Source organism: Streptomyces sp. NPDC094034, assembly GCF_040303865.1.
Taxonomy (GTDB): Bacteria; Actinomycetota; Actinomycetes; order Streptomycetales; family Streptomycetaceae; genus Streptomyces.
Window position 1 is genome coordinate 15,754 of sequence record NZ_JBEOUD010000030.1, and the last position, 24,885, is coordinate 40,638.

General features: G+C 68.5%; 22 protein-coding genes and 1 pseudogene. 14 read left to right on the forward strand and 9 right to left on the reverse strand.

The features are described from left to right. Nucleotides 1-81: 81 nt before the first annotated feature. Nucleotides 82-843, reverse strand: coding sequence for a phosphoglyceromutase (locus ABTZ59_RS24470; protein ID WP_351414732.1), 762 nt, complete (start codon nucleotides 841-843; stop codon nucleotides 82-84). 165 nt (nucleotides 844-1,008) lie between these two features. Between ABTZ59_RS24470 and ABTZ59_RS24475 the strand changes: the two genes are divergently transcribed. Beyond that, complete coding sequence (locus ABTZ59_RS24475; protein WP_351414740.1) at nucleotides 1,009-2,406, forward strand: MDR family MFS transporter; 1,398 nt, start codon at nucleotides 1,009-1,011, stop codon at nucleotides 2,404-2,406. A gap of 28 nt (nucleotides 2,407-2,434) precedes the next feature. Here the strand turns inward: ABTZ59_RS24475 and ABTZ59_RS24480 are convergent, their stop codons facing one another. The 4 genes and pseudogenes from ABTZ59_RS24480 to mshA form a co-directional block, all read right to left on the reverse strand. Then, a complete protein-coding gene (locus ABTZ59_RS24480; RefSeq protein WP_351414747.1) occupies nucleotides 2,435-4,051 on the reverse strand; it encodes a N,N-dimethylformamidase beta subunit family domain-containing protein in 1,617 nt (538 codons plus the stop codon). A gap of 136 nt (nucleotides 4,052-4,187) precedes the next feature. After that, nucleotides 4,188-5,882 (reverse strand): glycosyl hydrolase family 28-related protein, encoded by a 1,695-nt coding sequence (locus tag ABTZ59_RS24485; protein WP_351414752.1) that lies wholly within the window; start codon nucleotides 5,880-5,882, stop codon nucleotides 4,188-4,190. Nucleotides 5,883-6,106: 224 nt separating this feature from the next. Further along, nucleotides 6,107-6,631 (reverse strand): annotated as a pseudogene (locus tag ABTZ59_RS24490) (type III secretion system chaperone family protein); the annotation flags it as partial. Nucleotides 6,632-6,723: 92 nt separating this feature from the next. Then, nucleotides 6,724-8,067, reverse strand: coding sequence for a D-inositol-3-phosphate glycosyltransferase (gene mshA / locus ABTZ59_RS24495; RefSeq protein WP_351414762.1), 1,344 nt, complete (start codon nucleotides 8,065-8,067; stop codon nucleotides 6,724-6,726). Between the two features lie 156 nt (nucleotides 8,068-8,223). Here mshA and ABTZ59_RS24500 point away from each other — a divergent pair, with 156 nt between their 5' ends. From ABTZ59_RS24500 to ABTZ59_RS24510, 3 genes are all read left to right on the forward strand, one after another. Continuing rightward, on the forward strand, nucleotides 8,224-9,042 hold the full coding sequence (locus tag ABTZ59_RS24500) for a class I SAM-dependent methyltransferase (protein ID WP_351414768.1): 819 nt from the start codon (nucleotides 8,224-8,226) through the stop codon (nucleotides 9,040-9,042). Nucleotides 9,043-9,277: 235 nt separating this feature from the next. Continuing rightward, on the forward strand, nucleotides 9,278-10,378 hold the full coding sequence (locus ABTZ59_RS24505) for a C40 family peptidase (protein WP_351414773.1): 1,101 nt from the start codon (nucleotides 9,278-9,280) through the stop codon (nucleotides 10,376-10,378). A 331-nt stretch (nucleotides 10,379-10,709) separates the two neighbouring features. Next, entirely contained in the window at nucleotides 10,710-11,963 is a 1,254-nt protein-coding gene (locus ABTZ59_RS24510; protein WP_351414786.1) for a PP2C family protein-serine/threonine phosphatase, read from the forward strand. Nucleotides 11,964-12,106: 143 nt separating this feature from the next. Here ABTZ59_RS24510 and ABTZ59_RS24515 read toward each other — a convergent pair whose 3' ends face one another. The 3 genes from ABTZ59_RS24515 to ABTZ59_RS24525 all read right to left on the reverse strand — a co-directional run bounded on the left by ABTZ59_RS24515 (nucleotide 12,107) and on the right by ABTZ59_RS24525 (nucleotide 13,792). Further along, complete coding sequence (locus ABTZ59_RS24515; protein WP_351414793.1) at nucleotides 12,107-12,445, reverse strand: DUF2516 family protein; 339 nt, start codon at nucleotides 12,443-12,445, stop codon at nucleotides 12,107-12,109. Nucleotides 12,446-12,571: 126 nt separating this feature from the next. Next, nucleotides 12,572-13,252, reverse strand: a complete 681-nt coding sequence (locus tag ABTZ59_RS24520) for a hypothetical protein (protein WP_351414799.1) — start codon at nucleotides 13,250-13,252, stop codon at nucleotides 12,572-12,574. Between the two features lie 18 nt (nucleotides 13,253-13,270). Next, complete coding sequence (locus ABTZ59_RS24525) at nucleotides 13,271-13,792, reverse strand: helix-turn-helix domain-containing protein (protein WP_351414807.1); 522 nt, start codon at nucleotides 13,790-13,792, stop codon at nucleotides 13,271-13,273. Between the two features lie 492 nt (nucleotides 13,793-14,284). On the opposite strand from ABTZ59_RS24525, the gene ABTZ59_RS24530 reads away from it, so the two are divergent. The 5 genes from ABTZ59_RS24530 to ABTZ59_RS24550 all read left to right on the forward strand — a co-directional run bounded on the left by ABTZ59_RS24530 (nucleotide 14,285) and on the right by ABTZ59_RS24550 (nucleotide 18,766). Further along, entirely contained in the window at nucleotides 14,285-14,791 is a 507-nt protein-coding gene (locus ABTZ59_RS24530; RefSeq protein ID WP_351414812.1) for a TnsA-like heteromeric transposase endonuclease subunit, read from the forward strand. Between the two features lie 155 nt (nucleotides 14,792-14,946). Then, nucleotides 14,947-15,780: a helix-turn-helix domain-containing protein gene (locus ABTZ59_RS24535; RefSeq protein WP_351414817.1), complete on the forward strand. Its 834-nt coding sequence runs from the start codon at nucleotides 14,947-14,949 to the stop codon at nucleotides 15,778-15,780. A 90-nt stretch (nucleotides 15,781-15,870) separates the two neighbouring features. Continuing rightward, entirely contained in the window at nucleotides 15,871-16,746 is an 876-nt protein-coding gene (locus ABTZ59_RS24540) for a Mu transposase C-terminal domain-containing protein (RefSeq protein WP_351415291.1), read from the forward strand. Further along, complete coding sequence (locus ABTZ59_RS24545; protein WP_503003548.1) at nucleotides 16,737-17,765, forward strand: TniB family NTP-binding protein; 1,029 nt, start codon at nucleotides 16,737-16,739, stop codon at nucleotides 17,763-17,765. Before ABTZ59_RS24540 ends, ABTZ59_RS24545 begins: the two co-directional genes overlap by 10 nt. Continuing rightward, complete coding sequence (locus ABTZ59_RS24550) at nucleotides 17,762-18,766, forward strand: TniQ family protein (protein WP_351414835.1); 1,005 nt, start codon at nucleotides 17,762-17,764, stop codon at nucleotides 18,764-18,766. Before ABTZ59_RS24545 ends, ABTZ59_RS24550 begins: the two co-directional genes overlap by 4 nt. Nucleotides 18,767-18,857: 91 nt before the next feature. On the opposite strand, the gene ABTZ59_RS24555 is transcribed toward ABTZ59_RS24550, so the two are convergent. Then, nucleotides 18,858-19,757: an AbiTii domain-containing protein gene (locus tag ABTZ59_RS24555; protein WP_351414840.1), complete on the reverse strand. Its 900-nt coding sequence runs from the start codon at nucleotides 19,755-19,757 to the stop codon at nucleotides 18,858-18,860. Between the two features lie 342 nt (nucleotides 19,758-20,099). Between ABTZ59_RS24555 and ABTZ59_RS24560 the strand changes: the two genes are divergently transcribed. From ABTZ59_RS24560 to ABTZ59_RS24580, 5 genes are all read left to right on the forward strand, one after another. Beyond that, a complete protein-coding gene (locus ABTZ59_RS24560) occupies nucleotides 20,100-20,564 on the forward strand; it encodes a DUF2199 domain-containing protein (protein ID WP_351415296.1) in 465 nt (154 codons plus the stop codon). Between the two features lie 33 nt (nucleotides 20,565-20,597). After that, complete coding sequence (locus tag ABTZ59_RS24565) at nucleotides 20,598-21,053, forward strand: DUF6228 family protein (protein ID WP_351414846.1); 456 nt, start codon at nucleotides 20,598-20,600, stop codon at nucleotides 21,051-21,053. Beyond that, nucleotides 21,050-21,595, forward strand: a complete 546-nt coding sequence (locus ABTZ59_RS24570) for a hypothetical protein (protein WP_351414854.1) — start codon at nucleotides 21,050-21,052, stop codon at nucleotides 21,593-21,595. The genes ABTZ59_RS24565 and ABTZ59_RS24570 overlap by 4 nt, the downstream gene beginning before the upstream one ends. Before the next feature lie 147 nt (nucleotides 21,596-21,742). After that, nucleotides 21,743-23,227: an AAA family ATPase gene (locus ABTZ59_RS24575; protein WP_351414861.1), complete on the forward strand. Its 1,485-nt coding sequence runs from the start codon at nucleotides 21,743-21,745 to the stop codon at nucleotides 23,225-23,227. Further along, nucleotides 23,227-24,111, forward strand: coding sequence for an HNH endonuclease (locus tag ABTZ59_RS24580; protein WP_351414865.1), 885 nt, complete (start codon nucleotides 23,227-23,229; stop codon nucleotides 24,109-24,111). Before ABTZ59_RS24575 ends, ABTZ59_RS24580 begins: the two co-directional genes overlap by 1 nt. Nucleotides 24,112-24,885 lie beyond the last annotated feature (774 nt).

Here is a 24,885-nt window from a genome sequence, read left to right on the forward strand (position 1 = left end):
TGCGGGCCCACCGTGGGCCCAGGGCATGAAAACACCCCTGACCTGCGCCGTATGCGCAGGTCAGGGGTATGATCACAAACCCTACTTCTTCTTGCCCTGGTTCTTCACGGCCTCGATCGCGGCGGCCGCCGCGTCCGCGTCCAGGTAGGTGCCGCCCGGCGTGACCGGGTGGAAGTCGGCGTCCAGTTCGTAGACGAGCGGGATGCCGGTCGGGATGTTCAGGCCCGCGATGTCGGCGTCCGAGATCCCGTCCAGGTGCTTGACCAGGGCCCGCAGGCTGTTGCCGTGGGCGGCGATCAGGACCGTACGGCCGGTCAGCAGGTCGGGGACGATCGCGTCGTACCAGTACGGCAGCATCCGCTCGACGACGTCCTTCAGGCACTCCGTGCGCGGACGCAGCTCGCTCGGGATCGTGGCGTAGCGCGGGTCGTCGCTCTGCGAGAACTCCGTGCCGTCCTCCAGGGCCGGCGGCGGGGTGTCGTACGAGCGGCGCCACAGCATGAACTGCTCCTCGCCGAACTCGGCGAGCGTCTGGGCCTTGTCCTTGCCCTGGAGCGCACCGTAGTGGCGCTCGTTCAGCCGCCAGGAGCGCTGGACGGGGATCCAGTGGCGGTCCGCGGACTCCAGCGCGAGCTGCGCGGTACGGATGGCGCGCTTCTGGAGGGAGGTGTGCAGTACGTCGGGCAGCAGGCCGGCGTCCTTGAGCAGCTCACCGCCGCGGACCGCTTCCTTCTCGCCCTTGTCGGTGAGGTTGACGTCCACCCAGCCGGTGAACAGGTTCTTGGCGTTCCACTCGCTCTCGCCGTGGCGGAGCAGGATCAGCTTGTACGGTGCGTCGGCCATGGGCCAAAGCCTAATGGACCCACTCGGACCCACCGCACGGGCTTCGATTGACGTCTGCCGTCAATTGAGTGGCGGTTTCTGAGCCGCGGTACGTAAGTTTCCCTTGGCCGTTCGGCCACTTACCAGGCCGTCCGGCCGCTACCGCTGTTTCCGGGGGGATTCCGCATGTCCGTCGCCTCGTCGGCCGCCGCGTCGGCCGCCGGTCTGAGACGCGCTGTGAGGGAGAGCGTCTCGGGGCTGCCGCGGGAGTTCTGGTGGCTGTGGACCAGCACGCTGGTCAACCGACTGGGCGCCTTCGTCGCCACCTTCATGGCGCTCTATCTCACCCTGGACCAGGGCTACTCCGCCTCGTACGCGGGTCTGGTGGCCTCGCTGCACGGGCTCGGCGGCGTCATCTCGTCGCTGGTCGCCGGGGTGATGACCGACCGGCTCGGCCGGCGGCCCACGCTGCTGATCGCGCAGTCGTCCACGGCCGCGTCCGTCGCGCTGCTCGGCTTCATGCGGGACCCGGCCGCGATCGCGGCCGTGGCGTTCCTGGTCGGCATGGCCTCCAACGCGTCGCGCCCCGCCGTGCAGGCGATGATGGCGGACATCGTCAAGCCCGAGGACCGGGTGCGGGCGTTCTCGCTGAACTACTGGGCGATCAACCTGGGCTTCGCGATCTCGTCGGCGGGCGCGGGGTTCGTCGCGCAGTACAGCTATCTCGCCGGGTTCCTGGGCGAGGCCGCGATGACGCTCGTCTGCGCCGTACTGGTCTTCCTCAAACTGCCGGAGTCCCGACCGGAACAGGGGACGGGCGGGGCTCCGGCGCGCACCAAGCAGGCCACCACCGGGAAGAGCGACGGCACCGCAGCGGCGGCCGGGGCGGACATCGGGTTGGGGACGGTCCTGCGGGACGGCCGCTTCATGAGCGTCGTGACGCTGTCCTTCGTCGTGTCGCTGATCTTCCAGCAGGGGTATGTCGGGCTGCCGGTGGCGATGGGGGCGGACGGCTTCACCAGCGCCGACTACGGCTTCGCCATCGCGGTCAACGGCGTCTTGATCGTGGTCATGCAGATCCCGGTCACCCGCTTCATCCAGCACCGCGATCCGCGCCGGCTGCTGATCGTCTCGTCGCTGCTCGCGGGGTACGGGTTCGGGCTGACGGCGTTCGCCGGGTCGATCGCCGTCTACGCGCTGACGGTCTGTGTGTGGACGCTGGCCGAGATCGTCAACGCCCCCGTCCAGACGGGACTGGTGGTACGGCTCTCACCGGTCCATGGCCGGGGGCGCTATCAGGGCATGTACACGATGTCCTGGTCGGTGGCGGCGCTGGTGGCCCCGCTGATGTCGGGGCTCGTGATCGACCGTTTCGGCGCGGCGTGGCTCTGGGGCGCGTGCGCGGTCCTGGGGACGGCGGCGGGCGCGGGGTACTGGCTGCTGATGCGGGGCTTGTCCGAACTGGAAGACAAGACAGACGAGACAGATGAAGTAGAGGAGAGGGAGGGGGCGCAGGGGAATCCGCCGTCGGCACCGGCCGAGGCGCCCGTGAAGGCGACCGCTCCCGGCGCCGGGAGCGCGTAGGCGGCCCGCGCCGCCCGCGTTTCGCGCCTCACGCCGTCGCCGTATCCCCGTACACACTCCGTACGTTGTCCCTCGGCTCCGGCATCGTCCGCCCCGCCGGGCCCCTCGCGAAGGCGCGGAGCACATTCTCGGTCGTGCGGGTGACGAAGGCCCCGGTCCGCGCGTCCAGCCCGTGGTTACGGCCGTTCTCCCCGGTCCCCGCCATCAGCCCCTCGACCCACCGCATCGTCCCGGACGCGAAGACCCCCGCGCCGCTCGGCACGGTGTAGTACGCGGAGTCCGCGTGGCTGCCGCGCCCCTTGCAGACGAGCGGGGAGTGGGCGACGATCTCCAGCCGCGCCGGGGTCGGCTGCCCCGGGGTGACCCGGTCGTACTCCACCCCGACCAGATGGTCGAAGGACTCGCCCCGCTTCACCCCGGTCCCCGCGTACAGCCAGTGGCCGGCCTGGTGGACGACATAGGGGGCGTCGGTCGGATAACCCTCGTACAGAACGCCGGTCAGGGAGGATTCCGGGTCGGCGGCGGGCGGCACCCGGAAGTCGGTGGTGGCCATCGTGGGGTGGGCCTCCAGGTAGGGGTCGTCACGGTAGGCGGTCTTGTAGCAGACCACCGTGCGGACAGCGCCCGTTGGCCCTCTCTCCAGCCGGATCCGGCGGAAGCAGGTGTTGGCGCCCAGGATGGCCAGATTGGTCCCCGCGTCGCGCGCCCGGGTCACATGCAGGCGCTGCTGCGGGGTCCAGTACTCGTCGTGGCCGAGCGAGACCGCCGCCGTGGCGTCGCGCAGTACGGACGGGGCGAGGTGGACGTCCACCCCCGTGGTGTACGCGAGCGGAATGCCGAGCCGGTCCGCGAGGACCACGAGGGCACGCTCGTAGACGAGGAACTTCTCCGCGCCGCTCCTGTCGTACGGCCGGTCGAAGGAGACCGCGAACGAACGTGTCGCGTACGCGCCGTCGTCGCCCTGGTAGAGGCTGGAGCCGCCCCATAGGTTGTACGCCTGCCAGGTCGCGGGGGCGTGGATCAGCACCGTCCTGCCCGCCGCGCTCACCGAGCGGACGATCAGCGGGACATAGCGCTGGTGTCCGTTGTCCGCGTCCAGCCGGAGCAGATACGCGCCCTCCGGCCAGCCGTCGGTGCGGACCAGCGCGGTACGGTCCCAGTCCGCCCGTACGGTACGGGTCTCGGCGATCAGCAGCGGGCGACGGCGCTGCGCGTGGCCCGCGATCCGGCCGGAGCGCCACACCAGCCGCGCCCGCGCCCCGCCGTACCAGCCGATCCGGTACGCGGAGACGCGGAAGCCGGGCGCGGTGGTCGAGACATACAGCCCGAACTCCTCGCCCGGCAGGACGCTCACCCTGTCGGTATAGCCCTCGACCGCCTCGGGCGGGCCCACCGAGCGGATACGCCAGTCGGGGCTGCCCGGCCGCGCCCGCTCCGCCGCGTCGGCGGCCGGCCGGTCCCTGCCGCCGGCGCTCCGGTCCGGGCCCGGCGGCTCGCTCTCTTCGCCGGGGGAGTCGCAGCCCGCCGCCGCGCCCAGCGCCAGACCGGCGGCGCCCGCCGCGGCGGCCCCGAGGAAGCGCCGTCGATCCAGCCGGGCCCTCTCTTCGCGGGCCTCGGCTCCCCCGCGGTCTCCGTCGCCGTCCATCGAACCCGTCCCACGCGCACGTCGGCCCACTGTGCTGTCGATACGATCCTGGGTCGGTGAGAGCCGTCCGGCGACCGCGCGAGGGCCGAACAGGGAGGAGGACGGCGTCAGCGCGGCTCGCGCTGCGAGGACGGCGTCAGCGCAGCTCGCGCTGTGCCTCGTACAGATTGCGCGGCCTGAGGTCCCCGGGACTGCCGTAGGCCTCCAGCCGTGTGTGCAACTCGCCCTGGAAGTCCGGCACATCGATCTGGTCGAACTCCCGCACCTCACTGATGCCTGCCGTCACGCTGTACGGGGCGATCTCGTCGATCTTGATCAGCCCCGCGCGCTGGTTGGTGACGGTGATGTTCCAGTGCGCGAACCGCGCCCCGTACAGCGGCCCCGCGATCGCGTCGCCGCCGTGCCGGCCGTCGTTGCTGACCGTGATCTCGGTCCGTACGTTGGCGAAGGGCATCCCCCGGTGCGTGTCGAACGTGCCCATCTCCATCCGCCCGCGCGACCAGACGTTGTAGCTGGACAGCCCCTCGACGTTGATGCCGTGCAGTTGTGTGCCCGCCGGTGCCGGGACCGTACGCCGCTCGATCACGAAGTCCTCGATCAGATTGTCGTGCGAGCCCTCGCGGCAGTAGTACGGGTGGTGCGAGCCGCGGCCACCGACCCGGGTATGGCGCAGGGTGCAGGCGGAGGCGCCGATCAGGCCGAAGCCGTTGTCGGCATGGCGTACGACGACATCCTCGGCCCAGCAGTCGTACGCGCACTGGAAGGCGACCCCGTTGTAGCCCTTGTCGAGGAGGTGCGGGGACTGCGGGGTCTCGACGGCCTCCAGGGTCAGCGCCTCGACACCGGATCCGGTCAGCGGGGTGACCGAGGTGGTGAACTTCGGGTCCCACTCCGGGCGTACATCCAGCGGAAGCGGACGTTCCAGGGTGACTTCGCGACCGCGTACGGCGGTGATGCGCACCGGCCACTCGTACGGTGTGTACGAGGTCAGCTTGGTCATGGCGGCCCAGTCGTACGCCTCGGTGCCGGGGCCGTCGCCCGCCATGTGCTTCAGGAGGCTGTGGTCCGCGTCGTCGGAGAGCCGGAGCAGGACGAACTGTCCGCGCCTGAGCTTCGAGGCGTCCCGGACGGTCACGGACCGGTCGCCCCGGGCGCCCCGGGCGAGGGCGGTGAGGGTGCTCCACTCGTCGCGCTCGTTGCCCGTCCAGCCCTCGAAGGGCCAGTCGCTCGCCTTGATGGCGGTGGTGAGCGAGTCCCAACGCTCCTGCGGGCAGAGCCAGATGAGCCCACCGGACCAGGACCAGCTGGATTTGTCGCCGCCGTAACGGCTGCCGTAGGGGCCGATCACCTCGGTCAGACTCCGGGTCGCGTACAGCTTCGTACGGTCGCTGCCCGCGCCGCGCAGGACGACGCCGCTGTGCGCGATCCGGATCACGTCGTCGATCCGGTAGGTGCCGGGCGGGATGGAGACCGTGCCCCCGCCACGCTCCGCGGCAGCGGCGAGGGCACGGTTGATGGCGGGGGCGTCGTCCACGGAGCCGTCGCCCTTGGCGCCGTACGCGCGGACATCGGCCACGACCGGGTACCGGGGAAGGCCGCGCGCACCGGCACACCGGCCCGCGCGTCCTACGTACGGGATCTGCGGGTGGGTGTACGGCGAGGCGGCGAATTCACGCCAGAGCGCGGACGTCTTCGGCGGCCTGCGCTCACTGGCGGCGGCGGGACGCGGAAGTCCGGTGGTCATCGCTCCGGCCGCGGCGGCGACGGCGATCGCGGTGCCGAGCACCGTCCGTCGGCCAATGGCGCGTTGGCTTCGGGGCTCCATCGACATGATCTCGCCTCCATATATGTGAACGATGTTCAGGTGTGCGTCTGGGAGTGAGCATGCCATGGCCGTGGGCGCCCGGGAAGATGTCGAACACCGAGTCGTTCAGCGGGATTTCGGGCCGGACGGACGGGTGGGCCGGGTCAGGCCGAGGTACGGGGAGAACCGGACGGGCCGGACGGGCCGGACACGCCGGACGGGCCGGACACGCCGGACGGGCCGGACACGCCGGACGGGCCCTGGGTCAGATGGGCGAACGCGTCCAGGTTCCGGGTCGACTCCCCCCGGGACACCCGCCACGCGTACTCCTTGCGGATCGCACTCGCGAACCCCAGCTCCAGCAGGGTGTTGAACGAACCGTCCGCCGCTTCGAGCACCGAGCCGAGCAGCCGGTCGATCTCGTCCTCGGTGACGGCGGCCAGCGGGAGTTTGCCCGTCAGATAGATGTCCCCCAGCCCGTCGACCGCGTAACTCACCCCGTACAGCTTGAGGTTGCGCTCAAGCAGCCAGCGGTGGACGCCCACCGCGTTCTCGTCGGGGTGCCGGATCACAAAGGCGTTGAGGGACAGCGCGTGCCGTCCGACGCGCAGGGAGCAGGTCGTGGAGAGCTTGCGGGTGCCGGGGAGGGTGACGACGTACGAGCCGGGCTCCGGGCTCTCCCACTCCAGCTCGGCGTCCTTCAGCGTCTGCTCGATGACCCGCGCGGCCCGCGCCGAGGGCGAGGAGTCCCGGGAGGTCTGCTGTCCGTCGGCCATGGGGCGAGCGTACGTCAGCCGTGGTGCGCGTACGCGTCAGCCATGGTGCGCGGGTGCGTCAGCCGTAGTGCGCGTGTGGGTCAGCCATGGTGTCAGCCGTGGTGCGTGCGTACGTTCCGCCGGTGGTCGTGCACCGCGGCCGTGTAGACGTCGGCCGTCGCCGACGCCGCCGTGTCCCAGCCGAAGGACTGGGCGTGGCGCGCGGCCGACGCGCCCATCCGGTCCACCAGCTCCGGGTGGTCGAGGAACTCACGCAGCGCCCGCGCGTAGGCCGCCGGCTCACGGTCCCGGACCAGAAAGCCGGTCGATCCGTCCCGTACCGCCACCGGCAGCCCGCCCACGTCCGCCGCCACCACCGGGGTGCCCGCCGCCTGTGCCTCTATGGCGACCAGGCCGAAGGACTCGCTGTACGAGGGCATGACCAGCACGGACGCGGCCCGGAACCAGTCCGCGAGCCGGGTCTGGCCCACCGGCGGCCGGAACTGTACGACATCGGCGATCCCGAGCCGCGCGGCGAGCTTCTGGAGCCCTTCCGGCTTCGCCAGGCCACTGCCGCTCGGGCCGCCGACAACCGGCACGACCAGCTTCCGGCGCAGCGAGGGATTCTGGTCCAGGAGCACGGCCACGGCGCGCAACAGCACGTCAGGCGCCTTCAGCGGCTGGATACGGCCCGCGAAGAGCGGGATGAAGGCGTCCCGCGGAAGCCCCAGCCGGGCCCGGGCGGCGGCCCGGCCGTCGGCGGGACAGAAACACTCCAGGTTCACCCCCGGGTGGACGACGGCGGCCTTGGCCGGATCCGCGTCGTAGTAGCGGACCAGCTCCGCGGCCTCCTCGTCCGTATTGGCGATCAGCCGGTCGGCGGCCCGCACGATCTGGGTCTCGCCGATGACCCGCGCCGCGGGCTCGGGCCGGTCGCCCTCCGCGAGCGCGGCGTTCTTGACCTTCGCCATGGTGTGCATCGCGTGGACGAGCGGGACGCCCCACCGCTCGGAGGCGAGCCAGCCGACATGGCCGGACAGCCAGTAGTGGGAGTGGACCAGGTCGTAGTAGCCGGGGCGCTGGCCGGCCCACGCCTGCATCACGCCGTGCGTGAAGGCGCAGAGCTGGGCGGGCAGCTCCTCCTTGGCCAGGCCCTCGAACGGACCGGCGTCCACATGCCGTACGAGCACCCCGGGCGCCAGCTCGACCGCCGGGTCCAGGCCGCCGGTGGTGGCGCGGGTGAAGATCTCCACCTCGATGTCGATGGCGGCCAGCCGCTTCGCCAGCTCGACGATATAGACGTTCATGCCGCCCGCGTCGCCCGTCCCCGGCTGGTGCAGCGGGGAGGTGTGGACGCTGAGCATGGCGATCCGGCGTGGCCTGCGATGCTGGCCGGGGAGCCTGAGACGGGGCGGTCCCACGAACGTGCCTGCGATACGGGACACGTACTGGCTCACGTCTACGGTCCTCTCACGCGGAGATTCGGAGCACGGCGAAAAGAGGGTTGTCGCGCCCTCCGAGCCCCACAACAGCGGAATCACCCCCGGCATTTCCGTTTTGCCAAATCATTACCGGCGACCGCTCAACCGTCCCGGGTGGTTACGCTCATCCCCATGGCGTCCGCGACCCCCCGTTCTCCCCGCCCGGTGGGCACGGTGACCCGCGGCACCACCCACCAGAACCGGCTGCGCCGCATGGACCGGTGGATCACCGCCACGCACGGCCCCGCGCTGCGCCGCTCGGCGGCACCGGTCGTGGTGGATCTGGGGTACGGCGCGGCCCCCTGGACGGCGGTCGAGCTGCTGCGGCGGCTGCGTACGGCGGAGCCGCGTACCGAAGTCGTCGGCGTCGAGATAGATCCCGCCCGGGTCGCCGCCGCGCGCCCGTACGAGCGCGACGGGCTCCGGTTCCGGCACGGCGGCTTCGAGGTCCCGCTCCCCGGGGGCGCACGCCCGGTGCTCATACGCGCGGCCAATGTGCTGCGGCAGTACGACGAGGACGAGGTCGCCGCGGTCTGGGCGCGGCTGCGCGGGCGGCTCGCACCCGGCGGACTACTCGTCGAGGGGACGTGCGACGAGATCGGCCGGCGGCATGTGTGGGTCGCGCTGGGCCCCGAGGGGCCGCGGACGGTGACGTTCGCGGCCCGGCTCGGCTCGCTGGAGAGGCCCTCCGATCTGGCCGAGCGGCTGCCGAAGGCGCTGATCCACCGCAATGTGCCGGGTGAGCCGGTCCACGCGTTCCTGCGCGATTTCGACCGGGCGTGGGCGGCGGCGGCTCCCTACGCCTCGCTGGGCGCGCGGCAGCGGTGGATCAGGGCCGTACGGGATCTGGCGGCCGACTGGCCGCTCGCGGACGATCCGCGCAGACGGCGGCAGGGTGAGGTGACGGTGAACTGGTCGGCGCTCGCGCCCGGTTCGGGCAGCGGGGGCTGACCCCGGGAACATCGGCGGCTGCCCGTTCGTCCTCACCGGGGTGGGTGCTTCCCGGGTGATTCCCGGGTGTATCGCGAGTGCTTCCCAGGTGCTTCCTGTGAGATGCCCGGAACCCTCTGTCCCTTTGACCGACGGCATGACACGATCACGGCGTCAGAACCGGTTGTTGACGATACGTCAGATTCGTTCGTGACGGCCCTACCGCCCGGTGGGGTTGGCTCGGAGGGGGAGCTTGGTGAACCGACGTCGCAGTGTCGCTGCCGCCATCACCGTGGTCTGCGCGCTCACCGTACTCGCGTCGCCGGCCTTGACGAACGGGGCGTACGCGGCCCCCGGCCCGACACCGTCCGGGTCGGCCGTCGCGCCGCCACCGGTCGAACTCCCGCCCGGCGCCGAGCCGGAGAAGTCCCTCGAAGACATCCGCAAGGAGATCGAGGCCCTTTACCAGAAGGCCGCGTCCGCCACCGACGCGTACAACCTCGCCGAGGAAGAGACCAAGAAGCAGTCGGCCGAGGTCATCGAGCTGGCGGAGGACATCGTCACCGGCCAGCTGCGGATCGACGAGCTGAAGAAGCGCGCGGGCGCCGCCGCCCGCGCGCAGTACAGGGGCGGCGGGCTGCCGCCCGAGGCGCAGTTGGTGCTCACCAGCGATCCGCAGCTCTTCCTGGACGCGGTGGGACGAATACAGCAGGGCCAGAAGGCCACCCACGATCTCATCGACGAGCTCTCCCGGGCGCAGGAAGACCTCAAGACGTACACCGCTGACGCCTCCACGCAGTGGCAGCGGCTGGAGGCCGGCCGGGTCAAGAAGGAGAAGGCGAAGAAGGAGATCACGGAGCGGATCGCCGCCGCCAAGAAGCTCGAAGCGAGCCTGGAGAAGGAAGAGCGGGCGCGGCTGGCGCTGCTGGAGAGCGACGCGGCGCGAAGGGCGCAGACGGCCTGGCTCGGTTCCGGCGCGCTGAAGGACATCAACCGCGAGTCCAGCGAGCGGGGCAAGCAGGCGATCACATTCGCGACCGAGCAGATCGGCAAGCCGTACGTCTGGGGCGCGGAGGGACCGGACTCGTACGACTGCTCGGGGCTCACCTCCCAGGCGTGGGCGGCGGCGGGGCGGCCCATCCCGCGCACCTCGCAGGAGCAGTGGCGGCTGCTGCCCAGGATCGACATCAAGGACATGCGCCCCGGCGATCTGATCATTTACCACCAGGACGCGAGCCATGTCGGGATGTACATCGGGGACGGCGCGATCGTGCACGCGCCGCGCCCCGGCAGGAATGTGACATTGGCGGGGGCGGGCTCGATGCGGATACTCGGGGTCGTACGCCCGGACAAATAGGGGCCATCCGGGCCGACCCGCCTCGTACGGACACATCGACGCCGCACACACCGGCTCGAAACACCGGCTCGATACGCCGACTCGATACGCCCGACTCGATACGCCGACTCGCGAGCCCATGAGTGGGCCGGAGCGGTCGTACGTGATGTTTGTCATGGCCGCCGAGCCCCCGATCGCGCCGGATGCGTGACGGGAAGCGGCATATGACACCGGCTCTTCGCCTGTACGCCATTCCGCTGGGGCCGCGGCTAGCGCTATGGTCCCCGTCTGGTGAGGCGTCGATCGTCGCCCCGCCCGCGCCCTCGGGGGGAGGGAAAGGAATCCCAGACCGATGCCCGTACCCGTACCCGTTCCGCGGCAGCGCACAGGTTCGACCGTGGAGAGGCACCCCGCTGCGGAGACCGCCAAGGGCGGTGACCTCGTGCTGCTGGTCATCGAGGACGACCCGGCCGGCATCTTCACCGCTCCGGAACCGCCGGAGGGGACCGGCACGCGGCTGCGTATCCGTACCGCCCGCAACCTCACCGAGGCCGAGCGGCTGCTGACCGACGACATCCACTGCATCCTGGTGGATCTCGCCCTGCCGGGGAGGAACGACAGCGACGAGCTGGCCCCGCTGAAGCACCTCCTGCGGCTCGCACCGCACCACGCCGTACTCGCGCTGGCGGCGGAGGGCGACGCCGAGCGCGCCGCCGCGGCGGTACGGGTCGGCGCCCAGGACTATCTGTTCCGCGACGAGCTGGACGGGCGGCTGCTGAACCGCGCCATCCGGTACGCCGTCGAGCGCAAGCGGGCCGATGTCGCGCAGCGGCAACTCACCGAGTCCCGGCTGCGCGCACAGGAGAACGCCCGGCTGGAGCGCGGGCTGCTGCCCACTCCGCTGCTCCAGGGCTCGGAACTGAGCTTCGCGGCCCGCTACCGGCCCGGCCGGTCCCGGGCCCTGCTCGGCGGGGACTTCTACGACACGGTCCGTACGCCGGACGGCACGGTGCACGCGATGATCGGCGACGTCTGCGGCCATGGCCCCGACGAGGCGGCGCTCGGCGTGGAGCTGCGGATCGCGTGGCGGGCGCTGACGCTGGCGGGGCTCTGCGGCGACCAGCTGCTCTCCACGCTCCAGGAGGTCCTGGAGCACGAGCGGGAGAGCGAGGAGATCTTCGCGACGCTCTGCACGGTCGACATCGCGCCGGACGGCCGGCGTGCCGGCCTCTGCCTGGCGGGCCATCCCTCACCGCTGGTCACCCGCCGGGGGCGGGCGACGCAGCTACTGCCGCACGAGGAGGGCGGCCCGGCCCTGGGGCTGCTGCCGCGCGCACGCTGGCCGCGCCGGCAGGTCGAGCTGGGCGGGTCGTGGAGCCTGATGATGTACACGGACGGGCTGATCGAGGGCCGGATCGCCCCCGACACGAAGCAGCGTCTCGGTCAGGAGGGCCTGGTCGAGCTGGTCAGCCGCCAGCTGGCCGAGGGACTGAGCGGCGACGACCTGCTGGAGGCGGCGGTGGCCAGGGCGCGCGAGCTGAACGGCGGGGAGCTGACCGACGACGTGGCGGTCCTGCTGCTGGGGCGGGGCGGCGCGCGGAGCTGACCGCGGCCCTGAAGCGCGTACCCGGTCCGCGTACCTGCGCGTGGCGCACCTGCCGCGGCTTCGCGCCTGCCGCCTGCGATTCCCGCTCGCAGCCTGCGATTCCTGCCCGCCGCGATTCGCGCCCGCCTGCGATTCGCGCCCGCCTAACGGCCGCCGTTGTAGGGCCCGTAAGGACCGTCACTGCTGGAGCCACCGCCACGGCTTCCACCGCCACCGGAGATCGCGTGGACGGCCGGCCGTACGTCCACCATGAAGACGATCGTGGCGACGAGCCCGGCGATCTGGAGGAACAGCATCGGTACGAAGAGGTTCACGGCGACCGTGACACCGAGAATGATCAGCCAGAACTTCTTCGTCTGCTTGTCCGCCGCGCGATAGGCGTCCTCACGAGCCGTGGCGGAGAGGAACAGCGCGATGATGGCCAGGACGAGCATGGCCAGATTGAGCAGCCAGAGAAGAGTGCCGAATCCTTCGAGCAACATGCGGAGCACCGCCTAAGGGGTGGAGGAGACGTCGCGGCCCGTACGCCAAGGTACCTGGATAACGGGCCGGGCACCCCCGAGGTGCCCGGCCCGTCTCTGTCGCGGGTGTGTGCTGTTCGCGGCCGGCTACTTGCCGGCCGGCGGGGTGGACTTCTTCGCCGTCGTCCCGCGCGGGGTGATCTTCTTCGCGGCGGCGGTCTTGGCCTCGGCCTTCGGCGCGGGCTTGGCGGCGGCCTTGACGGCAGGCTTGCCCGCGGGCTTGACGGCAGGCTTGACCACCGGCTTGACGGCGCTCCTGGTCTGCGCCTTCGTCTCCGTCTTCGGAGCGGGCTTCGGGGTGGCCTTCGACGCCGACTGGGGCTCGACGGCGACGGCGATCTCGGTGATCTCGTCCGCGGCCTCACCACGCCAGGCGCGTACGGTCTGCTCGCCGCGCTCGGCGACCTTTTCGTACGTCTCGCGTGCCCGGACCGCGTACTCCGCCGCCATGCCCACGCTCCGCAGCGCCAGGTCCTGAGCGGTCTCGCCCAGCTTCTTCAGATCGGTGTCGAGCGAGCCGAACACTTCGGTGACCTTGGCCTGAACGGTCGCCTGGGCCTCCTTGGCCTGGACGGAGACCTTCTCCTGGACGGCCTTGGGGTCGGAGTTCCGCATGGCCTCGAAGCGCCCGGGGGCCTCGGCCCGCAGCTGCTCGATCAGACCGGGCACCTTCTTGGCCTGCTCGACGGCGATATCGGCGGTACCGGCCGCGAAGTAGAGGGGCGTCGGGTCGGTGAGGGTCTTACGCAGGTCATCGGTGATGGCCATGACTGTGGTCCTCCCGGATCAGTGTGAGGGTGGGGTGGCAGCACTGCCGTGTGTCGTACCGGAACCACCGGCGTCCGCACCGGCCGCCCGTTCGGCGGTTCCTGTGCCCGCGCTCTCCGCGGCTTCCGTGTCCTTCGTACGCTCCGTGCTCTCCGGACCGTCCGTGCTCTCCGTGCCCTCCGCGCTCTCGGTGTCGAGCGCGTTCTCCTTGCGGAACGACTCGTAGATCTGGAGGAGCACCTGCTTCTGCCGCTCGTTTATCGAGGGGTCGGCGAGGATGACCGCACGTGTCTCCAGCTCCTCGCGCTCCCGCTCATCCAACATCCCGGCCTGCACATACAGCGTCTCCGCGGAGATCCGTAGTGCCTTGGCCAGCTGCTGCAGAATGTCCGCGCTCGGCTTGCGCAGCCCGCGCTCGATCTGGCTCAGATACGGATTGGACACCCCGGCGGCATCGGCGAGCTGCCGCAACGACAGCTGCGCGTTACGCCGCTGCTCGCGCAGATACTCACCGAGATTGCCGACGTTGAGTGATGCCATAGGGCCATCCTGCGTCGCCCTGCTAACTATTGCAAGCGCATGCTTGCAATAGTGTTCCAGGCAACACTCCGACCAGGTGTGATTGAGCACGAGTTGACGTGTCTCACTGAAGATGAGCCAGTCTCGGTCGATCTGAACCATCTGGTCGCTCGTCTCAGTCAACCGTGACCATCTGTCGATCTGTCTCGCTCTTCTTGAGCCACTGCCGTACCGGGGTCCCTACGGTCTTCGTATCGGGCGGGTGCTGAGCGGGAGTGGCTGAGGAAGACTTCTGGCTGGAGTACCTAGACGCCTGCGGCGAGCCGCACGGCGGGCTGCTTGAGGTGATGTAGCCGACCCGTTTCGAGGCAGCCGGGCAGGTACGCGGGTTCCCTTCGTACCGCGGGCAGTGGAACTTCCCGGGCTGGTACTGGGCTGCTGCAAGTGGTGACCTGGTGGGCTATGAGTCGTGGGTGGAGCTCGGGCACCTGATGAGGCTGGACGCCGATCCGGATGTGGTGGCGGTACAGCGACCGGACTCGGCGGACCCTCCATACGCCGGACTACTTCGTACGCTGTCGGGACGGCACCGCTGTGGTTCTGGACGTACGTCCGGACGATCGGATCGGGCCGGACGACGCGAAGAAGTTCGCGGCCACGGCCGCGGCCTGCGCCCGGGTTGACTGGGGCTTCGAGCGAGTCGGGATGCTCGATCCCGTGCTGGCGGCGAATCTGCGCTGGCTATCGGGCTACAGGCACCCGCGGGTGCGGCGCGAGCCGGTCGCTGATGCCCTGCAAGCGGTGTTCGCAGAGCCGCAGGGACTGCTTGCGGGAGCCCGGGAAGTCGGGGATCCGATCGCCACGCTGCCGGTGCTCTTCCACCTGTTGTGGCGCCGTGTGTTGGCCGCTGACTTGGGGGGCGAGTTGCTGGCGGGGGCCACGCGCGTGCACCTCGTTCCTGCGGTGGCGAAGGAGGTGGGCGGGGATGCCGGCGCGTCCGCAGCTGCTGTCGCTGGGTGATCGGGTTCGCTACGACGGGCGCGAGCACACCGTGGCCGCCTTGCACGGCACTTCGGTGCGGCTGGTGGATGACGCCTTGGCCGCCAGTGTGGTGCTACTGGGGAACTTGCTGGCCTCTGCTTACGGGCCGTCCAGACGTCGATGCGCGCACCCCAGTGAAGGCCGAGTACGACCCGGCCGTGAACTCCTTGCGGCAGCGGGAGCTGGCCAAGCTCGCCCAACTACGCGAAGCAGGCGAAGAGGTAGGGCTGAGCACGTTGCGCAGGATGCGCTCTCGCTTCGAGCGCGAAGGGATGGCGGGTTTGGTGGACGGTCGGCAGCGCAAGCCCGCCACCGGCACGAGCCGGGCCGTTCCGCGGGTGGTCGAGGCAATCGAGAAGATCGTCAGCAGCCGGACCGACGAGCCGACCGTGTCCGCGCAGGTGCTGCGGCGCAAGGTCGAACGCCTGCTGGCTGCCGAGCACGGCGCGGGAGCCGTTCCTATGCCCTCCAGGGCGACGTTCTACCGCTTGTTGGAGGCAGTCTCGACCGGGCAACATCTGCTGGGCTCGGCCCGTACCCGCCGCTCGCTGAGCAAGCAGCCGAAGCGGATGTTCGGGCAGCTGACGACAGCACGACCAGGTGAAGTGATGGAGATCGACTCCACGCCGCTGGACGTAATGGTCGTCCACGACGACGGGACAGTGGACCGCTGCGAGCTGACCGGACTGGTCGATCTGGCGACGAGGACACTGGCTGCGGTGGTGTTGCGGCCCTCGACGAAGGCGGTGGACGCTGCCCTGCTGCTGGCGCGGGCGATGGCGCCCGAGGTGGTGCGGCCGGGCTGGTCGGATGCGTTGCGCATGTCCCGGTCGGTGCTGCCCTATGCCTCGCTGCTGACGCTGGACGAGCGGATGGCCAAGGCCGCCGCAAAGCCGGTGATCGTCCCGGAGATGGTGGTCAGTGACCGCGGAAAGGCGTTCGTCTCGGACAACTTCCGTAATGCCTGACGCCACTTGGGGATCTCGTTCCAGCCCGCGCATCCGGACACTCCGACCGACAAGCCGCATATTGAACGGACCTTGGGCTCCGTGGCAACGATGTTCGCCCAGGATCTGCCCGGCTACACCGGCCGGAGTGCCGAGATGCGGGGCAGGGATCCATCCGCGCGAGCGGTTTGGTCCATCCACGAACTCCAGGAACTGCTCCAGGAATGGGTCGTTTCGACGTGGCAGGTCAGGCCGCATGGCGGGCTGCGGGACCCGTTGATGCCGGATCGCCCGTTGAGTCCGAACGAGAAGTACGCCGTGCTGGTGGCGGCAGCCGGATACGTGCCGGTCGCGCTGAGCCCAGAGGAGTACATCCAGCTCATGCCCCGTGAATGGAGGGTCATCGGTCCTGGAGGGGTGCGGATCAACAACCGTACTTACGATTCCCGCGACCTTGTCCCCTTTCGGCGCCAGCCCTCCGGGGCGGGTCCGGACGGGAGGCTCTGGGAGGTCCACTACGACCCTTATGACATCTCCTGCGTCTGGGTACGCAACCACCGTGGCACCGGCTGGATCACCGCGACCTGGCGTCATCTACGCACTTCGCCCGTCCCCATGGGTGAACTGGTCTTCGGCCGGGCCCGTCAGGTGCTGGCCGAACGTGAACGGCGCAAGCCGGACGAGAAAGCGGTCGCAGAGGCTGCGGTCGAGCTGCTTGACCGGCCCGCAGATGGTCCCGAAGAACGCCCTGTCCGGCGGCAGAAAAGCTCGGGCCGAACGGCCGAGCGGCGTGACCGCAAGGTCGTCGGCCGCACCCGTGCCACCAGCCAGCCGGCCTGGCCTCGTCCCGAGACGCCCGCCGCCCCGCAAGCGCTTCCGGCCGAACCAGCTCAGGTCTCCGATGCCACGGATGAGGGCGAGGAGTTGGCGAAAGTGGTGCCGCTGGGGATCTTCGACGCTCGTGAGGAGGCGAAAAGATGGTGGTGAGTCCCTCCGGAGATGACCGCTCTCCTGCCGACGGCGACGAACGTGTGGAACCGCCCACCACTCTCACTGGCTGGCGGCGGTTCGTGGAGAAGGACCCGCGACCCTTCGACCTGCTTCCCCGCCCTCGATGGGAGTCGATGAACGACGAGGAACGCTCCGACTACGACGAAGCTCGCATCGACTACCACTCAGAACTCCAAGTGGTACGCACGTCCACAGTTAAGGAAGTCGCTCACCAGGGACGCCTTCTGACCCTGCTCAACCGACGCGAGCACGGAGCTCGCCGCGGCCTGATCATCTCTGGCGACCGCACCACCGGCAAGACCACTGCACTCCGACAGCTCGGGCGCCTTCATGAACTGCGCGTTCGGCAGAGATCCGGCGAAGGCCAACGCATCCCGGTGGTCTATGTCACCGCACCGCCAAAAGGATCACCCCGGAAGCTCGCCTTGGAGTTTGCCCGCTTCCTCAACATTCCGACCATCACCCCACGCCACAACACCGCCGACATCACGCATTCCGTCTGTCAGGTGCTGACAGAGGCCCGCACGGACCTGGTGCTGGTCGACGAGATCCACCTCATGAACTTGGGCACGATTGCCGGAGAGGAGCTGTCCGACCATCTGAAGTACTTCACCGAGCACCTGCCGGCCACGTTCATCTACGCCGGCATCGACGTCGAACACTCCGGACTGTTCACCGGCATCCGCGGCGGCCAGATCGCAGGTCGCTGCACCCTCCTGCATACCGGACCCTTCCCGCTGGGCCGTGAATGGGAAGGGCTGGTCGCGACCATGGAGGGCACCCTTCGCCTGCACAGGCACGCCTCCAACACATTGACCAAGTTGCACAAATACCTCTACCAGCGGACCGACGGCATGATCGGCAGCCTCTCCCATCTTGTCCGTGCCGCAGCCATCTCCGCGATCCTGGACGGCAGCGAAAGCATCACCCGGCGACAACTGCACGCCATCCACGTGGACCACGCCAGCGAGAGCGCCTACTGGACATCCGCATGATCGGGGTCAAGGCCACGACCGGGCGGGCACGGCCTCTGCCTCTGACCTCCCCGCCCTTTCCGAATGAGACTGTTCGGTCCTATGCCGCGCGGCTCGCGCTGCTCAACGGGGTTCCCCCGCAGCACGTGCTCCGCCGCTTCTACTCGGCGGAGAGGCCCCTGGACAGGCTGGATCTCCTCGCCGTTCGCAGCGGTCAGACACCGAAATCCCTGAGGAAGGCACTGCCCGAGCTGACCACCGCCACGGCATGGCACCATCCGGGCTACCCGTTGATCAACCGGACCTGGGCCTGCGACTTCTGCGCGGCCGCACATACCGGAAAGACCAGCTGGCGGATCGAGATCTGGGGGCTCCGAGACCTCAACCAGCTCTGCGTCAAGCACCGCCGGTGGACAGGCAGTGGCACCGCCTACGACTCGTACTTTGAGCGAAGCGTCGAGATCCCCTCAACCGGTCAGTGCAGCGTTGCGCAAGCGCCCGAGATCGTTGAAGCTCAACGGCGCCTCCACCGGCTCTGCCGTCACAGCAGATACCGCGGGATCCTGCCCGCCTACGACGAATGCTCCAAGTTCTGGCGCGACCTGGCCAGACACGGCTACGCAGCAGACCGCACGGAGCGCAGACTCCGCTTGATCCATCCGGACGAGACCAGTCGGCACCGGCCATACCCATACGCCGAGGCCGCCGACTTCCCCGACGTCGTCCAGGTCGCCGCTCTCTTCGCTTCCTTCTACTGGCGAAAACAAGCCCTCGGAAGCCAGGGAGAGGTTCAGCGCTTCCGCCGAGAGTTCGACAGGCGACTACCCGCAGAGCGGAAGCTGAGGACAACCGCCATCCCGTGGCTCCAAGAAGAGATCGTGCGGCTTGCCCAACGGGTCGACGAGGCCGTCCGCCACCATGAGGCCAGCCTCGACGGGCTCGTAACCGCCCACCCGCACGACCAGTTCCCTCCCCTTCTCATCCGAAGGATCTTGAAGCGCTCCCCAGCACACGCACGGTGAACTGCCTCTGCCCTCACCTCTGGGACTGATCACCTCTGGGCGATCGACGGCAGCGGGAGCATGGCCGAGGATCTCGGGCGGGCAACTGAAGTCAGGAGTCGCCGCCCTCGGGCGCGCTCAGGGTCAGGATCTCGCCGAGCGCGATGTAGGTCTGCAGAAAAATGAAGCGGGCCTCATCAATGGTGACCTCGGCGTGAGTGCCTGCGGAGCACCGGGCGTAGAGATCAGACAGGGTCCGACGTAGACGGTCCCTGCGGCTCTTCGACGCCCCGCAGGCGTGGGTGTGGGCCTGGAGACGGTTCAGCACCTGCTGTGGTCCGACCTTCAGGTCGACCTCGTCCCCGATCTTGTATAGCTCGTCCCGGGCCGGGAACACGTAGTCCGCAGAGGAGTCGATCAACCGGCGGCAGGTGGTGAGGGCCTGGCTGACAGACTCGGGGTCGCCGTCCCGGAGGCGGTCAGAGATGCGCTCGATCTTTTCGAGTGCAGTCCCGCTCGCCGCCGCCAATGACCCGTCGACCTTCTCCTGGGTATCCGCGAACAGACTCGCCTGGAGCTCGCTGAACAGGAGCTCGTGGTAAATCTCGGTAACCATGTTGTAGACGGTCGCGACGACTTGCCCGCAGATTCCGATCCACGTGCCGAGGTTCGATGACGACTGGAGGATCCGCGAGTCATGGTCGCGCGACGCAGGGATGAGGATGTCGCCTGAGTAGTTGCCCCCGCCGCGCAGCGCGTCGATGGCCTGCCGGGCAGACTCGACATGACCTTCCACTTTCGCGATCGACACGGTGTAGAAGGTGTTCTTCTCCTTGTCGGCCCAGCGGCCCGCCCGCCCGATCCACGTCCCCGCCGAGCCGTCGGTCGGATACCCGCTGCGCTCGAACCCGAGAAACTCCGTCAACTCGGTGTGGCCGACCAGTCGGGCGAGCCTGCTCGCCTTCAGGACGACCTCGGACGCCTTCAACCGCTTAAGCTCGATGTCGGCCAAGAGCTCGTCCGCAACGCGGATCGCTTCTTCCTGTCGCCCCCATTGCTAACCGCCCGTCTGCTCGAACTTGGCTGGGTTGCAGTCGCACCACGTGGGTCCGACACATCTGTGCCGATTATTTCGGTGACCGCGACAGCCTCCGCATCATGGCAATCCACGGTCGGGTTCAGGCTGAGAGCGTTCAGCTTCCGCAAACCCACGGGGATCACAGTCGCTCTGGTTCACCGTCACCGAGACGGGACCGACGTCAGCTGCGTCGGAGCCGATCATTAGGCTCCGCTCATGACCAGCAACCCCGGATTCACATGCTCGTGCTGCGGCAGCCACCACGCCGAGCTACCGATGAACTACGCGGCCACCGCCCCGTACGTCTGGGAACCGAACTTCGCAGACTCTGCGGACTGCCTTCTCTCATCGGATCAGTGCGTGATCCAGGCACAGCACTACTTCGTCAAGGGTCTGGTCGAGATACCGATCATCGGCAGCGACGAGGTGTTCTCCTGGGCCGCATGGGTCTCCCTCAGCCGGGACAACTTCTCCCGATCCGCGGATCTTTGGGACACCACGGGACGTGAAACCGAGGAGCCGTACTTCGGGTGGCTGTCCACCGACCTCTTCCTCTACTCGCCCAGCACCATCAACTTGAAGACCCGCGTACACACCCGTCCCATCGGACAGCGTCCCTTCATCGAGCTGGAGCCGACCGACCACCCTCTCGCAGTCGAACAGCGGACCGGCATCACCATGGAGCGCGTCCGTGCAATCGCCGAAGCCGTGCTCCACCTCACCGACAACGAATCCAAGTGACGCCGAACAGGCTGCTGACCTAGCGTTCCACCCATGACCACACCAGACGTCGGCACTGACGATGAGGCCAGCGTGTCCATCCGCTGCCAGGACAACGCCTCCGTCAGCGTGACCTTCTGCGACCGGTTCAACTTCGACGCCGACTCCGTGCACTATGCCGTCGAACTGCGCGCTCCCGGGCTGACCGCTCGCGTCGACGAGGTCGTCGCCTGGATCTGGGACAGCGACCTCACCGCGTTTCTGGAAGAGCTCGCCACCGACTACCAGGGGTGGGACGGCGAACGGAGCTGGCATGCCAACGACCGCGACCTGACGGTGTCGGCGGCCTTCTGGTCCGGCGGCTACGTCGGGCTGACCTGGGCCTTGCGGCCGTGGACGCAGGCCGCAGGCGGCTGGGGCGCCTCGGTGACCACCTGGCTGGAGGCCGGCGAGCAGATGACTTCCCTCGCCGCCGATGTCCGGGCCTTCCTCGCCGAGGAGAACCAGTGACATCCCACATGCGCATCACCTGGACGGTTGCAGGATCCGGGTGGGCCGACTGCACCCTTGAAGATCGCCAGGTAAAAGTCGAGCTCACCGCGTCCTACATCACCAATGCGCCCGAGGAGCTCCTGACCGCGGTGGGCCGGCTCGTCGCCGGCGAGACAGAGGCCCGTGCCCTGTTCGAGGCCGAGCCGACTGCCTACCGGTGGATCTTCTACCGCGAAGGCGAGGACATCTGGATCCGCGTGCTGGAACTACGCGACGGCAGCGATCACGACAACAGGGGAACCGAAATCTGGTCCAGCCAGCTCGGCATCGACCAGCTCGCCCGCACCGTGATCCGCTGCTTCGACGAGGTCGCGCAGACTTACGGCGAGAGCGGCTATCGAGGCAAGTGGGGCGAACACTTCCCACGAACCGAGCTCGAAGCCCTCAGACGCCTCTGGCACGCCCCCACCGCAGCAAAAACACATAGCCGCACCAGCCCGCGGCAAAGCAACGGCGGCCCTACTCCAGACTCCAGCGGCGCACTCCAGCCGGGCCGCTGAGTTCGCGACGTCCGCCCCCGCACACCCGTGCGCGCCGCCGCCTAAGATCGCACATCATGACGGAGCACAGTAAGCAGGGGGAGGGCCAGGAAAACCGTGTGATTCGGCGTATTTTATGACGACCGTCGCTTGGCCGAAGGTGGCGCCATGGCGGAGGATCTTTTCGATGCGCTCCTCGTCCACGACACCTGGGACGACGACGGATACCGCACCATGTTCACATTGCGTGTTCTGACCAGGGAGGGCTGGATCGAGGTCGGCACGGTGAAGATTGGCCACGTGGCGACGGATGGCGAGAACGTTCCCGCCAACTATCTGCTCCCGGAGCGCTTCAGCCGCCTGGACAGCTCGCGCTATTTCTCGGTGGGCCAGGATGAAAGCTATTACTACACGCTGAGCGAGATACCCAGCGCCATCCGGGAGGAAGTACTCACCGCGCTCCGGGATATCGCCTATGACGAGGACTCCTTCCGCCTCGCGCGGAACCAAGATGTGACCCGCACTTCGCTACTGCGCTTCGTCAAGATGTCGACCGTGCGCGGGCAGCTGCGGCGCATCGCACGCGACGGAGCGCGCCGGGTAAGTTTCGATATCGCCTACGAGCCGCCCCTGCCACCGGCAATGGGTTCCGTGCGGTTCGAATTCAAGGTCGAACCAGGCTCCCGGCCGGCCAGCAACGTGCACGCCCTGACCGGACGGAACGGCGTGGGGAAGTCATATGTGCTTTCCCACTTGGCCCGCGCCGTCGCTGCGGTCGAGCCGCAGATATATGAGCTCGGGCGGATCATCGAGTACGGCCGCGAGGGCCGATCCTTCAACAACCTGGTGACTGTCTCGTTCAGCGCCTTTGACGACTTCCCGCTCGTCGAGGGCGACGAAATGTTCATCGCTTCCTACGTGGGCCTGCGTGTTCAGGGTTCACGATCCCCCAGGTTCAAGACCCCTGGCGGGCTCAGGAAGGACTTCGCGCAGGCCATGAAGGCATGTCTGACGCGCGAGCGCAGCCCACAATGGATCAGGGCATTGCGCACCCTCGACTATCCCGGGAGCGGACTCCTGGAGGAGGGATGGCTGGAGAACTTCGAGAACACCGCAAGCCTGAACAGCCGTGAGAATAAGGCCCGGCAGCTCTTCCGCCGCCTCAGCGCCGGCCACCGGCTCGTTCTGCTCACCATGACCCGGCTCATCGAGCACGTGAGTGAGCGGACCCTCGTCATCATCGATGAGCCGGAAACCCACCTCCATCCGCCCCTGCTGTCCGCGTTCATGCGGGCGCTGTCCGATCTGCTCGCCGAGCGCAACGGGCTGGCCATCGTCGCCACACACTCTCCGGTTGTACTCCAAGAGATTCCTGCCCACTGTGTCTGGAAGCTCTGGCGCTACGGCGGGCAACTCGGAGCCGCGCAGCCCCGCATCGAAACGTACGGCGAGAACGTCGGCGTGCTGACTCACGAGGTCTTCGGTCTGGAACTCACCGAAGCCGGCTTTCTGCACGAACTACGACGTCTGGTCGACGTCGGCTACTCCTACGACGCTGTCCTGGAACACTTCAGTGGACGGCTTGGCAGCGAGGCACAGTTGGTGCTCAGCGCCTTGCTCGGCCAGCGCGACGACGTGGAGGGACACGGCTGATGCAGCACATAGATCCTCCGACCTTCGACGCACGCGACGTCTACACCACCTGCATCGCCAACGCCCGCCCAAATAGCCGAAAACGGCTGGAGTCGTTCACCGACGCGGTGGCCGATGCAGCAAGTGCGTACGAGGCAGCCGCTCAGGGCCAGGCTCTTCACACCCTCACCGGCCTCGCCGCCACGCCTGGCACCCGTCGCGACCGCAAGGCACTGGAGGGGGTCTACACCGACCGGTTGGCCAAGGACCGTGCTCCGGGCCGCCGCATCTACGAGGCGCTCAAAGGTACGACCGACCAAGAAGGCCGTCGACGGGATAACCGGTGTCCCCTGTGCGGGGAGGGCCTGGTAACCACGCTCGATCACCACCTACCCAAGAGCACGTACCCGCTGCTCAGCGTGGTACCGGTTAACCTCATCCCGGCTTGCCGCGACTGCAACACCGGCAAGCGCGCGACAGTCCCCGTCAATGCGGGTGACCAGACCCTGCACCCCTACTTCGACGACTTCTCCCACCACCCCTGGCTTCGAGCTCGTCTCAGGAGGCCACGCGGCAATGAGCAGCCGTCGATGAAGTTCTTCGTTTCCCCCCACCCTGATTGGAGCGACACACTCACAGAACGCCTCCAGAAACACCTGAAGGTGTTCGACCTGGACTACCGGTACAGCCTTCTGGTGAGTAGCCACATCGCATCCACCAACCACGACCTCACGATGATGCCCACTAACTCCGTCGCCCCCTGGCTTGAGCACAAGGCCGAGGGCTGGCGCTACCGGGGTAACCCCAACACGATGGGCTATGCCCTGTTCAAGGCCCTGGCGGCCGACAAGTGGTATGTCAACGGCGGCTGGCGCGGCTCAAGCCCGGAGACAAACCTCGACTAATCGGCCCGACAGCCATTCTCCGAGAAGGCCGATTTGAGGACACGCCACGACTTCGGAGAAGAGGGTGCAACAGCTCACTGGGGCTGGACGTGACGCCGCAGTCAGTCCGCCGCGGGACCGATCGATGGCGTGGTCATCGGGTTCGCCGACCGGGCCCCCTTCTGCGACCCCCGGCCAAGCGCAGAGCCGACGGGCTTGTCGTCGGTTCTCTCTCGTGTCGTGGTTTGGGCGCACCAGACGCCGCACGACTCCGCTCGACGGTAGAGCGACTGGGTTCGATGTCAACGGACAGCTGCTCAGGTTGAGTGAGACAGGCCAGCCATTGCCGTCTCACTCAACCTGAGCCACCCAGGTCACCGCCTCACGATGGCCCACTTCCATTGAGACGGGATGAGGTGTCGGCGGAGGACATCGAGCTGGAGTACGTCAGCTCGGCGGGGGTCCGCGAGCGGGGGTCTTTGAGCCGGTTGTGGCCGGTGCGGTTCGAGTCGGTGCGGTCCGAGCGCCGGTTCCCAGCATTTCGTGGTCAGGGCAACTGGTGCGGCTGGTACTGATCGGCGACCTGCGGCGGGCATGTGGGCTATGAGTCGTGGCTGGAGCGCGACCGTCTGATGCTGCTGGACTTCGCTCCGCTGGTGACAGGCATGGCTTCGCAGCCGTTCCGGCTGTCGTGGACCAGCACGGATGGGAAGCGGGTGCGGCATACGCCCACCGCCGCTTCCCGATGCAAGCGCCCCTGCGAGGCACCAGCCGCACATGGCTCAGCACCACCAT

Coding starts and splice junctions, on each gene's coding strand:
- ABTZ59_RS24470 (WP_351414732.1), bottom strand. CDS start 843: ATGGCCGACGCACCGTACAAGCTGATCCTGCTCCGCCACGGCGAGAGC.
- ABTZ59_RS24475 (WP_351414740.1), top strand. CDS start 1,009: ATGTCCGTCGCCTCGTCGGCCGCCGCGTCGGCCGCCGGTCTGAGACGC.
- ABTZ59_RS24480 (WP_351414747.1), bottom strand. CDS start 4,051: ATGGACGGCGACGGAGACCGCGGGGGAGCCGAGGCCCGCGAAGAGAGG.
- ABTZ59_RS24485 (WP_351414752.1), bottom strand. CDS start 5,882: ATGTCGATGGAGCCCCGAAGCCAACGCGCCATTGGCCGACGGACGGTG.
- ABTZ59_RS24500 (WP_351414768.1), top strand. CDS start 8,224: ATGGCGTCCGCGACCCCCCGTTCTCCCCGCCCGGTGGGCACGGTGACC.
- ABTZ59_RS24510 (WP_351414786.1), top strand. CDS start 10,710: ATGCCCGTACCCGTACCCGTTCCGCGGCAGCGCACAGGTTCGACCGTG.
- ABTZ59_RS24515 (WP_351414793.1), bottom strand. CDS start 12,445: ATGTTGCTCGAAGGATTCGGCACTCTTCTCTGGCTGCTCAATCTGGCC.
- ABTZ59_RS24520 (WP_351414799.1), bottom strand. CDS start 13,252: ATGGCCATCACCGATGACCTGCGTAAGACCCTCACCGACCCGACGCCC.
- ABTZ59_RS24525 (WP_351414807.1), bottom strand. CDS start 13,792: ATGGCATCACTCAACGTCGGCAATCTCGGTGAGTATCTGCGCGAGCAG.
- ABTZ59_RS24530 (WP_351414812.1), top strand. CDS start 14,285: ATGTGGTGGCGGTACAGCGACCGGACTCGGCGGACCCTCCATACGCCG.
- ABTZ59_RS24540 (WP_351415291.1), top strand. CDS start 15,871: ATGTTCGCCCAGGATCTGCCCGGCTACACCGGCCGGAGTGCCGAGATG.
- ABTZ59_RS24545 (WP_503003548.1), top strand. CDS start 16,737: ATGGTGGTGAGTCCCTCCGGAGATGACCGCTCTCCTGCCGACGGCGAC.
- ABTZ59_RS24550 (WP_351414835.1), top strand. CDS start 17,762: ATGATCGGGGTCAAGGCCACGACCGGGCGGGCACGGCCTCTGCCTCTG.
- ABTZ59_RS24560 (WP_351415296.1), top strand. CDS start 20,100: ATGAACTACGCGGCCACCGCCCCGTACGTCTGGGAACCGAACTTCGCA.
- ABTZ59_RS24565 (WP_351414846.1), top strand. CDS start 20,598: ATGACCACACCAGACGTCGGCACTGACGATGAGGCCAGCGTGTCCATC.
- ABTZ59_RS24575 (WP_351414861.1), top strand. CDS start 21,743: ATGGCGGAGGATCTTTTCGATGCGCTCCTCGTCCACGACACCTGGGAC.
- ABTZ59_RS24580 (WP_351414865.1), top strand. CDS start 23,227: ATGCAGCACATAGATCCTCCGACCTTCGACGCACGCGACGTCTACACC.